Origin of the sequence: Capnocytophaga granulosa ATCC 51502 (genome assembly GCF_000411115.1) — a bacterium.
In the GTDB taxonomy this organism is placed as follows: Bacteria; Bacteroidota; Bacteroidia; order Flavobacteriales; family Flavobacteriaceae; genus Capnocytophaga; species Capnocytophaga granulosa.
In genome coordinates this window covers 1-14,034 of sequence record NZ_KE150242.1, presented here as the reverse complement: position 1 = coordinate 14,034, position 14,034 = coordinate 1, and the positions used below count along the sequence as shown (strand labels likewise).

General features: G+C 39.2%; 14 protein-coding genes. 6 read left to right on the top strand and 8 right to left on the bottom strand.

Annotated features, from left to right (window positions below):
• Positions 1–63 precede the first annotated feature (63 nt).
• The 4 genes from HMPREF9331_RS00070 to HMPREF9331_RS00055 form a co-directional block, all read right to left on the bottom strand.
• Positions 64–945: a hypothetical protein gene (locus HMPREF9331_RS00070; RefSeq protein ID WP_016419167.1), complete on the bottom strand. Its 882-nt coding sequence runs from the start codon at positions 943–945 to the stop codon at positions 64–66.
• A gap of 24 nt (positions 946–969) precedes the next feature.
• Positions 970–2,655 (bottom strand): DKNYY domain-containing protein, encoded by a 1,686-nt coding sequence (locus tag HMPREF9331_RS00065; protein WP_016419166.1) that lies wholly within the window; start codon positions 2,653–2,655, stop codon positions 970–972.
• A gap of 39 nt (positions 2,656–2,694) precedes the next feature.
• Positions 2,695–4,404 (bottom strand): DKNYY domain-containing protein, encoded by a 1,710-nt coding sequence (locus HMPREF9331_RS00060; RefSeq protein WP_016419165.1) that lies wholly within the window; start codon positions 4,402–4,404, stop codon positions 2,695–2,697.
• 75 nt (positions 4,405–4,479) lie between these two features.
• Positions 4,480–5,652, bottom strand: a complete 1,173-nt coding sequence (locus HMPREF9331_RS00055; RefSeq protein WP_016419164.1) for a DKNYY domain-containing protein — start codon at positions 5,650–5,652, stop codon at positions 4,480–4,482.
• 108 nt (positions 5,653–5,760) lie between these two features.
• On the opposite strand from HMPREF9331_RS00055, the gene HMPREF9331_RS00050 reads away from it, so the two are divergent.
• Both HMPREF9331_RS00050 and HMPREF9331_RS00045 read left to right on the top strand, forming a co-directional pair.
• Positions 5,761–6,585 (top strand): AraC family transcriptional regulator, encoded by an 825-nt coding sequence (locus HMPREF9331_RS00050; RefSeq protein WP_016419163.1) that lies wholly within the window; start codon positions 5,761–5,763, stop codon positions 6,583–6,585.
• 80 nt (positions 6,586–6,665) lie between these two features.
• Positions 6,666–7,298 (top strand): DUF417 family protein, encoded by a 633-nt coding sequence (locus HMPREF9331_RS00045; RefSeq protein ID WP_016419161.1) that lies wholly within the window; start codon positions 6,666–6,668, stop codon positions 7,296–7,298.
• A gap of 70 nt (positions 7,299–7,368) precedes the next feature.
• On the opposite strand, the gene HMPREF9331_RS00040 is transcribed toward HMPREF9331_RS00045, so the two are convergent.
• The 4 genes from HMPREF9331_RS00040 to HMPREF9331_RS00025 form a co-directional block, all read right to left on the bottom strand.
• On the bottom strand, positions 7,369–8,544 hold the full coding sequence (locus HMPREF9331_RS00040) for an alpha-hydroxy acid oxidase (RefSeq protein ID WP_016419160.1): 1,176 nt from the start codon (positions 8,542–8,544) through the stop codon (positions 7,369–7,371).
• Between the two features lie 171 nt (positions 8,545–8,715).
• Positions 8,716–9,552: a hypothetical protein gene (locus tag HMPREF9331_RS00035; RefSeq protein ID WP_016419159.1), complete on the bottom strand. Its 837-nt coding sequence runs from the start codon at positions 9,550–9,552 to the stop codon at positions 8,716–8,718.
• A 36-nt stretch (positions 9,553–9,588) separates the two neighbouring features.
• Positions 9,589–10,539: a hypothetical protein gene (locus HMPREF9331_RS00030; protein ID WP_016419158.1), complete on the bottom strand. Its 951-nt coding sequence runs from the start codon at positions 10,537–10,539 to the stop codon at positions 9,589–9,591.
• Positions 10,536–11,024, bottom strand: coding sequence for a hypothetical protein (locus tag HMPREF9331_RS00025; RefSeq protein WP_016419157.1), 489 nt, complete (start codon positions 11,022–11,024; stop codon positions 10,536–10,538). Before HMPREF9331_RS00025 ends, HMPREF9331_RS00030 begins: the two co-directional genes overlap by 4 nt.
• A 413-nt stretch (positions 11,025–11,437) precedes the next feature.
• On the opposite strand from HMPREF9331_RS00025, the gene HMPREF9331_RS13405 reads away from it, so the two are divergent.
• From HMPREF9331_RS13405 to HMPREF9331_RS00005, 4 genes are all read left to right on the top strand, one after another.
• Positions 11,438–11,977 (top strand): RteC domain-containing protein, encoded by a 540-nt coding sequence (locus HMPREF9331_RS13405; protein ID WP_016419156.1) that lies wholly within the window; start codon positions 11,438–11,440, stop codon positions 11,975–11,977.
• A 10-nt stretch (positions 11,978–11,987) separates the two neighbouring features.
• Positions 11,988–12,263: an RteC domain-containing protein gene (locus HMPREF9331_RS13400; RefSeq protein WP_016419155.1), complete on the top strand. Its 276-nt coding sequence runs from the start codon at positions 11,988–11,990 to the stop codon at positions 12,261–12,263.
• Between the two features lie 342 nt (positions 12,264–12,605).
• Complete coding sequence (locus tag HMPREF9331_RS00010) at positions 12,606–13,016, top strand: helix-turn-helix domain-containing protein (RefSeq protein ID WP_016419154.1); 411 nt, start codon at positions 12,606–12,608, stop codon at positions 13,014–13,016.
• Positions 12,988–14,034, top strand: a 1,047-nt coding sequence (locus tag HMPREF9331_RS00005) for a toprim domain-containing protein (protein WP_016419153.1), incomplete at its 3' end; no start/stop codon positions are given. The genes HMPREF9331_RS00010 and HMPREF9331_RS00005, both read left to right, overlap by 29 nt.

Here is a 14,034-nt window from a genome sequence, read left to right as displayed (position 1 = left end):
AGAATTTATAAATTTGGCCGCAAAGATATAAATTATTTAGAAATAAAACAAATAAATATAGCATTAAGGGATAGGAGAATAATAATATTGATGCTTATATACAGGTTTGTATGCTCCATTGCTTGTAGGACGGTACACTTCTTTTAGAAGAATAGCGTTATGAGGTGTTCTATTTTTATCATTTTCTTGCCATTTGTCTACAACTTCTTCGTTTAAGATATTGGGATCATACGTATATACCCGCTTTTCCCATCTTTTAAACTCTCCTTTTTCATCTTTTCCTTCATAGAGTTCAAGGATTTCTATATCTCCTGAATTATTATAGGTGAATCTTTTTTTCTCACTAACAAAACTATTTTCATATATTCTTTCTATTAGCTGTCCTTTTTCATTATATTTTTTTTCTGTAGGCGCATTCTTCTTATATATCCTTCCTTCTACACTGTAATAATACCATTCTCTATAAGGTTCGTAAGTATTTACGTCCCATTCTTCTATATTATTACTCTTATATTCATCCTTTTTCAAATATAATTTACCATTTATTTTCTCCAAATGAAAAATTCTAGAAATCTTCCACTCTTCTTCGTCCAATGTATATATTTTTTTCTTTATTTCATTTGAAGAATACTCATAAACTATTTTTTCTATTTCTTTCCAATCCTTTTTACTTTTATTATATATATATTGGGTTTCACTTATAAGACTATCTTGTTTGTTATATTTACAAATATACATATAATCACTACTATAAGGACTCTTTTTGTCATCTATTTTAGTAACTATTCTTCTCTTAGGGTTATAGGACTGATGGAGTGTCTTATATACATATTCCATCTTGTCAGAATAGAACTGGATTTGCTGAATGCTATCCAATTGCCAGCGCTTCTGCTGTGCTTGTAAGGAAAGGCAAAACAATAGAGAGATTATTGAAACTAGCTTCATAAGAATTTGAGTTTCGAGTTGCTATTATTGGTTTAATAATTTACTGGCTTGCTCATTGGTCAATGGACACATTGCCCCCTCTCCGCTTAATTCGGCCAACCAATACCCCTGGGCATTCTTAAAGAGATAGAAATTAGGACTAGGGGCGGGATCCATACCCCAGCCTTTCTCATAGCCCTCATAGATAGCCAAAAGCTCCACGTCCTTGTTTTGGAACAGCCTTGTGGTATCATAATACCAATAATTTTTATCAGCTAAAAAACCGTTGAAAACTGCCTTTAGAGAGGCATTGTCATAGCCTTTTACAACTACATATCGGTGCTCACTCCTCCAATCATGTTGGTCACTATCATACCACTCCTTATAAATCAAATGATAAATCTGCCCCTGGTGTCTCCAAAAGGGATAGGAAAGCTGCTCAAAGCCTGTGGTGTCTATTTCTTTATTCTTTTGTTTATCGTCTTGGGAAGGGAATAATTCCCTTAGGGGAGTATTTCCTTCTTTGAGCAGCGATAACTGCTGGGGGGTGAGGTGAGGCACATAGAGACTATCATTATAAGCCCTGTAATAAGCCTGATCCTCATAGACAAATAGGCTCTGATTATCCATATAGAAAAAGTTTTTCCCATACTCAGGGCGGTTTGTATAGTGGAAAGGCAGCTTTTTACTCCAATTATATATCCCATTCTTGTCATACTGATAGTAATAATGCCCTGGAACAATCCCAAAAGTCACTGCATCATAGCCAGAGAGTGGCTTTTTTCCTCTGTACACCTTGTTTCCATCGGTCACCAAAACCTCAAACAGCTTTATTTTACTCAAATTCTCCTTGGGTATGGGTACTCTAAGGTCTTCGTCCCCTAACGGATAGCTATTTTCATCATAATAGAGGTGGTTTTTATCTATCAAATAGAAATCATTCAGCCTTCGTAAGGTAGGAATATCAAAATAATCAGGGAGCTCTATAAAGTAATCCTCCGCCCTCTCTTTATCGTATTCTGCATTATAACGCAATACATGGGTAGCGGTTTTGTATATATTATTCGATACCTGCTGTACCCGCTCCCCTTTGTAGATAAAGGGCTTCCCTCGGTAATAGGTATTGTCCTTGTCGGAGACAAATTCCTCATCTGCCAATTCCTTCTGAAGGGTAGCCACATCAGCTCCCTCCACCTTTTGGTCATAATAGTATAGATAGTTTTTGTCCTTGAAATAACAAGTGGTAACCGACTCGAAGGTGGCAGGATCGGAGATAGCAATCGGTTTTGTTCCCCTAAAAGCCTGCTTATAAGTTCGCCAAATAGGTTCTTCCCAATAATAGTCAGACTGCTTGTCATAATGGCTTATAACGCCCACTACTCTAAAGCCTGTGATATCAATCTTTATTAAATCCCCTTGGTAATAGATCCCATTTTTGTCTTTGGCTAATCGCGATACATCAAGGCGCGCGAAACTCGCCATATCAGGTTTTATGATCTTGCGGGTATCTTTTTCTTGGTAGATGACATAATCCTGATTGATGATATAGCCCTCCACATAGGGGCGCTTATATTCCCAAAAGGAACGCCATAGGGAATCTGTACGATGGATATCGGATACAGTTATAGTATCTTGTACCACTACCTCCTTTTCGGCTGTAGTAGGGAGTTGCTCCACAGGCTTCTGCTTGCAAGCAACGAGTAATAAAGTAAGAAGTAAGAGACGATTCATGATAGTTTTGAGTTTCGAGTTTCGAGTTTCGAGTTGCTATTATTGGTTTAATAATTTACTGGCTTGCTCATTGGTCAATGGACACATTGCCCCCTCTCTGCTTAATTCGGCCAACCAATACCCCTGGGCATTCTTAAAGAGGTAGAAATTAGGAGTAGGGGCGGGATCCATACCCCAGCCTTTCTCATAGCCCTCATAGATAGCCAAAAGCTCCACGTCCTTGCTTGGGAACAACCTTGTAGTACCATCATACCAATAATCTTTATCGGCTAAGAAACCATTGGGAACTACCTTTAGCGAGGCGTTGTCATAACCCTTTACTACTACATATCTATGTTCGCTCCTCCAATCATGTTGGTTATTATCATACCACTCCTTATAGAGCAGATGATAAACTTGCCCTTGGTGTCTCCAAAAGGGATAGGAAAGCTGCTCAAAGCCTGTGGTGTCTATTTCTTTATTCTTTTGTTTATCGTCTTGGGAAGGGAATAATTCCCTTAGGGGAGTATTTCCTTCTTTGAGCAGCGATAACTGCTGGGGGGTGAGGTGAGATACATAAAGGCTATCGTCATAAGCCTTATAATAAGCCTGATCCTCATAGACAAATAGGTCCTGATTATCCATATAGAAAAAGTTTTTCCCATACTCAGGGCGGTTTGTATAGTGGAAAGGCAGCTTTTTACGCCAATTATATATCCCATTCTTGTCATACTGATAGTAATAATGCCCTGGAACAATCCCAAAAGTCACTGCATCATAGCCAGAGATTGGTTCTCTCCCTTCGTAGAGCTTGTTTCCATCGGTTACCAAAACCTCAAATAGCTTTATTTTACTCAAATTCTCCTTGGGAATAGGCACTCTAAGGTCTTTGTCCCTTAACGGATAGGTATTTTCATCATAATAGAGGTGGTTTTTATCTATCAAATAGAGATCATTCAGCCCTTTTAAGGTAGGAATATCAAAATAATCAGGGAGTTCCACAAAATAATCCTTCTCCTTTTCCTTATCATCATCTCCTCCATTATAGCGCAATACATGGGTAGTGGTTTTGTATATATTATTCGATACCTGCTGTACCCGCTCTCCTTTGTAGATAAAGGGCTTCCCTCGGTAATAGGTATTGTTCTTGTCGGAGACAAATTCCTCATCTGCCAATTCCTTCTGAAGGGTAGCCACATCAGCTCCCTCCACCTTTTGGTCATAATAGTATAGATAGTTTTTGTCCTTGAAATAACAAGTGGTAACCGACTCGAAGGTGGCAGGATCGGAGATAGCAATCGGCTTTGTTCCCCTAAAAGCCTTCTTATAAGTTCGCCAAATAGGTTCTTCCCAATAGTCAGACGGCTTGTCATGATGGCTTATAACGCCCACTACTCTAAAGCCTGTGGTATCAATCTTTATAAAATCCCCTTGGTAATAGATCCCATTTTTGTCTTTGGCAAAAATCAGGATTATGTCAGCTGCCAATCCCGATACATTGAGGATTGCAAAGCTCGCCATATCAGGTTTTATGATCTTGCGGGTATCTTTTTCTTGGTAGATGACATAATCCTGATTGATGATATAGCCCTCCACATAGGGACGCTTGTATTCCCAAAAGGAACTCCATAGAGAATCCGTGCGATGGATATCAGATACAGCTATAGTATCTTGTACCACAGCCTCCTTTTCGGCTGTAGTAGGGAGTTGCTCTATAGGCTTTTGCTTACAAGCAACGAGTAATAAAGTAAGAAGTAAGAGACGATTCATAAGAGTTTTGAGTTTTGAGTTATAGGGTTTTAGATAATGACAAGTAAGTAGTCACTTGTCATTAGTCACTAGTCACTATTCATTAGTTGTTGGTTTATTGGTCATCCATTGCCATCGTTTACTAATATCATAAGTTTGTTGCTCATAGATGATAACCTTCTCGTCTTCTAAGAAAGCATTTTTGCCCCATACGATCGGAGTGGTATATTTGAAAGGGAGTTTTTCTCCATCCATGTAAATACCATTTTTGTCATAAACAAGATCTCCAGGGTACTCTGGCACTATCCCAAAAGTATGAGCATCGTAGGGTGTAGGGTCGCTCCCATGATAAATAGTCTTACCATCGGAGATATAAGAATAGGTTCCAAAAGTTTGTATCTTGTCAAAATCTCTTTTTTTGATAGGGAGTACTTTTTCTCTAAAGAACACATGGTTTTTGTCCATAAGATAATCTGAAGAAGCGCCTGAAAGGCTATCAATAAAAAGTCCCTTAAGGGTGGCAACATCCATATAGGGTACTTCCTTCCAATAAGGAGCGTCATCTCCCCCAACGTCCAATGTTAAAGCAAGTATATACCGAGAGGTCTTGAAAAAATCCTCTGTCACGAGCTCTACAGGCTCTCCCTTATAAGTGAGGATTTTATCCTTGTAATAAGTATGGTTTTTATCCGCTACTGCATAGGTAATACCAGATAATCTTATATATTGGCTATCAGAACCTTCTATCTTTTTCTCACAGAAATACAAAAACTCCTTGTCCTTGAAGTAATAACATGGAATATAATAATCATACGCCATTTCAAAGGATTCTGGGTGGGCTACATCCATAGGTTGCGTACCTAAGAACACTTTCTTATTGGTTTTCCAAATAGGCGTATTTTCCTCACTTAGAGGAATATCCTTTACCCCAACTATTTTAAAACCTGTGGTATCCATTGGGAAGAAATAGCCACGGTAATAGATGCCGTTTTTGTCCATGGCAAACCCGTCTCCTTTCCCCTTGAAAGTAGCCATATCAGGGCTAAGGCGCAGTGTGGCTTTCTTGCCCTGATAGAGCACATAATCCTCATAGACAACATATTCTTCACTATAGCTATTACCATATTGGTCAGAGAAATAGCCTTTATAGTCATCTGGGTCAGTTATGGACACTATATGAGTGGTTAGTCCCTTTGGGTAATCTTTCTGCTCCGCAGGCTTTTGCTTGCAAGCGACGAGTAACAAAGTACAAAGTAAAAGACGGTTCATAATAGTTTTAAATTGGTTATTAGCTAATTAACTCATTGGCTAATTAGCTTATTAGATTGCAAATATACTCTTTTTTTCTTAATTTTGTACCCTGATAGCTGATTATTTATGACTTACCAGAATATTCATATCAACAATGCTACCCCTGAGGATTTTGCCCAAGGAGCACACACGACCCTATATTATATCTTTCTCTTACAGGGGGATAGCCGCTTTAGTGTGGATTTCAACGACTATACTTCCCAAGGGCATTCCCTGCTGTTCCTCTCCCCTTACCAGTATTTCCAATGGAAAGAAACGGCCCCCAAAATGGACTTTATCGCCTTCCATGGGGATTTCTATTGTATAGAGTACCACAAAAAGGAAGTAGCCTGTAACGGCCTATTATTCAATAATATATACCAACAACCCCACTTTGAGGTCTCTCAGGCGGTTTTTGGAGAATTAGAGACTCTCTTGAAAAAGATGCAAGCCATTGCTTCAGACTCCAATCCTTATCAAATTGCAGTGCTTAAGAGCTATTTGCAACTGATCTTGGCCATCGGAAGCCGAGAAAAACAGCATTTTTTGAGCCACTTGAAAGAAGAAAACCCTTTGCAAAACCCCGTGGCCAATTTCCAAGAGCTTTTGGAGGCCAACTTTCTCAAGGAAAAGGACATCAGCTTCTATGCCGAGGCCTATCACCTTTCAATCAGTGCTTTCTCCAAGCGTATCAAGCAGTATTATGGGAAGACCCCTTCGGCGCTGCTAAGGGAGCGCTTGGTTTTGGAGGCTAAAAAGCTACTGCACCTTACCCATAAGTCGGTCAAGGAAATCGCCTTTGAACTCTGCTTTGAGGACGTTTTTTATTTTAGTCGTTACTTCAAAAGGGAAGTAGGGGTTTCTCCTAAACAGTTTAGGGAAAGTGTAGGCATCTCCATTGCGGCAAAATAATCTATGTTTGTGGCAAAAAAGTCCATTCTTATTTGGAAAATGCTTTGTACTTTTGCATCCTGAAAATAATACATAGTCATATGCAACAATTATTAGAAAAATTGGCTGGATTACAGTCACAGTTTATCAACTTTATTCGCATTGCGATTTTTATCGTAATGGCGTGGATTGGAGGCCTCAAAGTATGTCAATACGAAGCCGATGGGATTGTTCCCTTTGTTACCAATAGCCCTTTTATGAGTTTCTTCTATGCCAACTCAGGTAAAACCGCTATCGATGAGAACGGTGTTACAGGTGAGGCTAACAAAGGTAAAGAAGTAGCAGAATACAAATTACACAAAAACCCAGAGGGGAAAATGGTAGCTGCCAATATAGAATGGCATAAGCAAAACAACACCTATACTTTCTCTTATGGCTTAGGAGCGTTTATCTGCCTAATTGGTTTGCTTACGCTTTTGGGTATTTGGTCTCCTAAAATAGGACTTATCGGGGGATTACTTACTTTTGGTATGTCTATCGTTACCCTTTCGTTCCTTATCACTACCCCAGAGGTATATGTACCTAACTTAGGGGGTGATATGCCTACCCCTAACTATGGCTTCCCTTACCTATCAGGAGCAGGACGCTTGGTACTGAAAGACATTATAATGTCGGCTGGCGGACTTATTGCCGCTTCTGATGCAGCAAGACGCCTGTTAGCAAAGAACAAATAAAGAACCATTAAGAAATAAATAGCCCCAAACCGAGTGGTTTGGGGCTATTCTTATTTAATATATTATGGTGTTATTTTCTGGTAGGTAGTGGATAAGTACCCTCTACAAGAATGCTCTTATCTACATCTTGGATATTGCGATGACCAGAGAAAGCCATAGTGGTATCCATTTCATCATAGAGGATTTGTAGGGCACGAGTTACCCCCTCTTCTCCATAAGCACCCAATCCGTATACAGGAGCACGGCCGAGCATGATACCCTTGGCTCCCAATGCCCATGCCTTAAGCATGTTCTGTCCTGTATAGAAACCAGAGTCTATCCATACCTCTGTTTGGCTACCTACAGCACTTACGATATCTGGTAAGGCTTTGATAGAAGAAATAGTATCGTCCATTTGGCGACCACCATGGTTGGAAACGATGATGGCATCAGCTCCATATTTTACAGCCTCTTGTGCATCTTCTGGGGTCATGATCCCCTTGAGGATAATAGGGCCTCCCCAAAGTTCCTTAATCTCAGCTATATCCTTCCAGCTAAGGCTTGGGTCAAACTGTTCTTTTGTCCAAGAAGAAAGTGAAGAAAGGTCTGATACGTTCTTAGCGTGACCTGCAATATTGCGGAAAGTCCAGCGACGGCTACCGAATATATAGCGTAGACCCCAAGGAATTTTAGTTGAAAGGTTTATCATATTAGGAATGGTAAACTTCGGAGGGGTAGAAAGACCATTCTTAATATCGCGATGGCGGTTTCCGAGCACTTGCAAGTCTACCGTTACCATAAGGGCAGAACACTTAGCTTCTTTGGCTCGACGAATGAGGTCTTTCATGAACTCACGATCGCGCATCACATAGAGCTGAAACCAAAAAGGTTCTACACCTGCCTCCACCAAATCCTCAATAGAGCAGATGGACATAGTAGAAAGAGTGAAAGGAATACCGAACTTCTGAGCAGCTTTGGCCATATGGATTTCCCCATCAGCCCACATCATTCCCATAAAGCCTACAGGAGCGGTCATGGCAGGGAATTTCACCTTTTGTCCTAAGAGCGTAGTCTCAAGGGTACGGTTGTCCATATCCACCAAAATTTTCTGCTTGAACTTGATAGGGCTGAAGTCAGAAACATTCTCGCGGTAAGTGGATTGTGTCCAAGAGCCTGTATCTACATACTCATAGAACATCTTAGGTACATTGCGCTTACATACCACACGTAAGTCCTCAATGTTAGTCATTTTTGTTAAATCTCTCATTCTAAAAATTTTTATATGATTGTATCAGAGACGAATGAATGCTGAAAAAACAAGGGCTTGCTTTTTCGCTGCAAATATAATAAATTATTTTGATATATGTCATATTTAGTGATTTGTTTTTAGTTTTTATTTTTAGTTTGTTGTAGAGGCAATTCTCCCTTCATGATAAGGTTAATAATCCTTGCGATAGGTAGTCTTCCGCCTTTGCTTGAGAGGGTCTCTGACTTTGGAGCGGAACATAGAGCGTAAAATCTGTATAATGACCGGAAGAAGTGACAACGCAAAAAATATACAAATGACTTCCCACCATAGGGATAATTCTTGGGTAAGCACCGCAAAGATAAATCCCGCACATAGCCCCATGGTCATAGTGAGAATGATTCCATAGAGCACCCCGTAGGCCAGATAGTTGCCGTAATTCTTCATAGGCTTGTCGGTAAGATAGCCGTAAATCCACCAATAAGCGAAAACTGCAATGACGAAAAATATAATCACCCCAATGGTTTTCACTACAATATATACATCTGTAACGATTAGCTCGTTTGTAGATACCTTATAACGAATGTTATAAGAGGATTCACTATTTAGCTCAGTAGCAAAAGGCAGTGTCCGCTCCAGCTCCTTCCCTGACTCTAAAGTAAAAGTAACCACAGGGGTACCCATTTCTACATATTCGGTATAGTATGTTTTACCACTCTTGCGTTCGAATCTTTCTGTATGAATATTCTCATACCTTACCACCTGAGCGGTATAGGGCTTAAAGGCACTATCAAAAGATAGCTGATAGAGTTCCTTTGCGGTTCCTACGCCTAAGCCCAGCATAAAAGGCGTAAACATTACCAATAGGGATATAGGCATCCAGATAAAGATAGCTGTGAGACAACCTGCTTTATCTTTGCCTTTATCCTTAGCCTTGCTATTGAGTTTTCTGAGAATCAAGTAAGTAAGCCCTACTGAAACAACAAGAAACAGTAAGACAATGATTCTATTGACAGCTATTTCATCCATAAGCGATAATTATTGATATATCCTTCTTTTAGAAGGTCATTCACACTCGGAGACAAAGATGGTTTTAGGCTCCACTTTGAGCTGCTTAGGGTCTGTGATACTTCCCTGTGTCTTGACCTGCAAGTATAGCCTAACTTCTTCATCTTCAAAAGGTTTTGAAGTATAACTACCCCCCACTACTCTCCCATCTTTTTTTAGGACAAGAAGTGCCGTAGGAGGCTCTATGTTCTCTGCATAAAGGAAAGAGATAGACTCCTGACTTATATCTTTTGATTTTTCTTTAGGAACAAAAAACCTTTTGAGATCCCCTTTAGGTACTTCCTTCAATCTTTCCTTAACCATTTTTAGTTCCTCCTCTGGCCATTTCCCTCTATGAAAAAAAGCCCCATTTTCCCCGTCTAACTCCATAGGTACGAGCACTACATTTGCCTTCTCACGACTAAGTTTATCATAAGAAATCAAGAAATCATTATACGCTCCCAAGTCAAATTGCAATGTGTTCTTAATCCCCTCTCCCTCAAATAAATAAGACACCTCTCCATCATAGTATCCTATATGATGTATGAGGGTGAGTGTACTACCTACTTCCTTCCTATCAAAGGTATGTATATACTCGTGAGAAAAACAGTTAGGGTGATCATTGAACACACTATAGATCTTCCCATTCTCATACTGAATATAGTTCTTTCCCTCTTCAAAATTGGCAAAACGGATACGCACCTTATCCTTCCCAATGGAATCATTATGATATCCATATACTAAGAACAAAGGTTCCCGTTGAGGCTTTAATAAGTACACCCCATCGGGTCTCTTTTGGTAATAGCCACGAATAACTGTCATATAAGTCCAAGCGGCAAAAGTCTTATTCGGGAAAAGCATAATGCCCGATTCGGGTTGCTTATAGCTTTCTATTAGTTTTCTATCCTGAGCTAAAAGGTTATTGGCTACAAAAAAGAAAGCCAGCAATAAAAGTGTTTTTGTTCTCATAAAAGTAAAGGATAACTAAGCAATCGAATATCGGTAATTATAGAAAGGGTAAATCCCTTAAAAAGAGGTGCTTTCGCCCAAGGAATGGCATAGCCAGCATCTACCCGTAACAAATTAAAGAAAGACAGTCCTACACGTGGAGTAATCGCCTCAGTGGAAAGAGAGACCCCATAGCCCAGCAACAGGTGATAGAACTCAGCCCCCACCTCAGGGACTACTCTATGAGAATCCCTACCCGCAAAATGAACTCCTGCATAGAAGCCCCCGCCACAAGCAATACAATCATTGTGAAGCATCAGCCCTGCAAAGTGTGAACTCTTAGCATCGGCATAGGTGTAAGCCAGCCTTGGGGTCAGGTTAATTATTCCCTGAAAACAATCGCACGAAGGCGGATACCTCCTTGGTCGAGTAATAGCAAGGCTATCGCTCTGAGCAAACCCCACATAAGAGCAAAGAGTAAAGAAGAGGAGAAACAAATTTCTCATAAAATCAACTTTAAAAGTTCCCTTTCTATAACGCGACAAATATAACGAATTTTCTGCAAAAATTGAAACTACTTTTATAATCTATTCAAAATAAAGAAGATATAGGAATTACAATAAGAGTAGGTAACGATTTAGTAATGGTTCTTATTTCATTTGATTATACCTATTTTCTCAGTAACTTCTGGGTGCAAAGGTACAACATCTTGACAATATAAACAAAAAATTTTACCTTTGCACCCGCAAACGTGCGCTGCTGCATAGGCTTCTACAGAAGCCTATGCAGCAGCGCACGTTTGCGTGGAGCTAATTGTAAATCTCCTAAAAACCAGTTGTTTAAAAAATGAAGATTTTTTTAAGTTTGCGTATATCATTGTTTTTTCGTAATATAGCGCAATAAATTTAATATTTAATTTATGTTTCAACAAATTTTGAATCAGTTGGCTGTAAGAGAACGCCAAATCACGCTGGAAAGATCCGCCGTGGTTAAAGAATCTTTAGAAATGGTACAATTCCTAAAAGACCTTTTAAGGAAGGTCAAGGAAGAGGTACTGCAACGAGGTTTTACGGACCAAGCAGAAGAGATACATTTCTTCCGTGAGGTACAACCTCAAATGGTTAGCAGACTCATTTTCTACAATGAGATCTACCAAATAGAAAGTAAAGCAACTTTACTCTCTACTGAGGCAGCTAAAAAGCTTCTAAAAGACAAAGAAGCCCAATGGTTTAAAGAGTCAGAGACTTTAGAAACTACCGATTTCTTCAGCTACATTGCTTTAGGAAGAACTAATCGCGATGTAGAGTATTTTACTCGCAATTATGATTACCTTCCTCAAAGCAATGAGGTGTATTTGTTTTCTTTTGATGGAGCCTTTTCTACTTGTCGTAGCTTTGAAGTTGCTAGGATAGGGGCTGCCAAGAAACTCTCCGATTATCTTTTTTTTTCGCACTCGTGAGGAAGAAGATATGCCTTTAGAAATTCTAAATCTCTTAGAATGGACAGGGCAAAAGACCGAGCTCATAGAGCTAATCTATGGTTTGTATGCTACCAATCGTATTTCATCAGGAAAAGTTTCTATCAAGAAGCTAACTGCGGTATTTGAAAAGCTCTTCAAGGTAGAATTGGGAGATCTGTATCACACTTTTCATCGTATGAAAGGACGCTCAAAAAACCTTACACCTTTCCTCGATGCTTTAAAAGCGGCTTTACTAGATCATATAAACAACTCCGATCAAAAGTAGTTTTGCTAACTTCAAATAAAAACGTTTAAACATTGTTTAATCAGTTTTTTAGGGAAATAGACAGTTTCCCTTTTTTAGGGAGAAGGATTTATAATCAAATATTATATTCATTATTTTCAATTATATTTATTATTTTCAATTTAACTCTTCTATATAAACTCCCTACACACTTTTACCTCCATTTCTAAAAAAAAGCCCATTATAGCCCATTGGCATTTTTTAGACATTTCTTCCTATAAAAGTAGTTTATACTCCAAAAATACGTTACAATTATCTTGTAATACACTCATAACCAATAAAATAAATAAAAATCACTTCAACTGCGTTAAAATGCACATTTCAATGGGTAGTACTTGGCAGTTTATGTTTTGTATTTGTCAGAACTTTGCCGCCGAGAATTTAACCCTATACGCAATGAATTTAATCACCATTGAAGAATCTGCTTGGAAAGCCCTTATGGAGCAACTCCAATGCATTGAAAACCGACTCAAGCAAGAGCCTATTGAGTGGGATAGTTTGTGGCTTAACCAAAAAGAAATTTGTCAATATCTCCACCTAAGTGAGAAAACCCTATGGCGAATGCGCAAACGCAATGAAATCACCTACTCCAAAATCTATGGACAGTATTTCTATACCTTGGGAAGCATTCGCAAACTCCTTATCAGTCAATCGGTAGAAAACACTGAAAGCTACCTGCAATCCCTTACTCAAAAAGCCAAAGGTTATGTTGAAAAAGCAAGATATTTTAAGTAGAACCGAAGGAGGACTACAGGTCTTTCAGCACTATCTACAAGGCAGCTGGCGGGTAGGTAAAAACTTTAAAAACCCTTTCTATGACGATAAAAATGCTTCCTGCAATATCTATAAGGACAGACAGGGGATTTATAAGATGAAAGACTTTGGCAACGATACTTTCAGGGGTGACTGTTTTTTCTTAGTAGGTTACCTCTATCAATTGGATTGCCGAAATGCCTCTGATTTTATCGAAATCCTAAAAATTATCAATAGAGATTTACATCTGGGTTTAGAGGAATCCACCTCTATAATTACACAAAAACCTCAAATACCACCTACTATCACCATAGAAAGCACTCAAGTAGAAAGCAAAAAACCTATCTCTTACCAATTCACCCAAAAACCTTTCACCCAAGAAGAATTAGCCTATTGGCAGCAATACGGCATCACCCAAGAAATCCTGAGCAAATACAACGTGATCTCTCTGCAAAGCTATTCAAGCACCAATAAAGACGGCAAACCTTACACTATCACCTCCACCTATAATGAGTGGATGTTTGCTTACCTTTTTAAAAAGCATTTAAAGGTCTATCGTCCCTTTTCTAAACTGCGCTTTCTCTATGGAGGTAATCCCGAAAACTATTGTTTTGGTGAGTCACAGCTACCTCTACAAGGCGACATCCTCTTTATCACCGCAGGCGAAAAGGACGTGATGAGCTTAGCCAGTAGAGGCTTTTCGGCTATCTGTTTCAATAGCGAAACAGCCCACATTCCTTTACAAAAACTCCAAAAGCTAAAAATGCGATTCCGACATTTAGTCCTTTTGTTCGACAGCGACGAAACAGGCAAAAGAGCCTCTTTAGAGCAACAAGCCCAATTAGCACCTTTAGAAGTATTTCGTTTGGTCTTACCTCTTTCAGGTACTAAAAAGGATAAAGATATATCTGATTATTTTGCACAAGGTAAAACGGGTAGAGACCTATTACAACTCTTTTATCAGACCCTTAGCAAACACTATGAAGAAAGCTTATCGCTA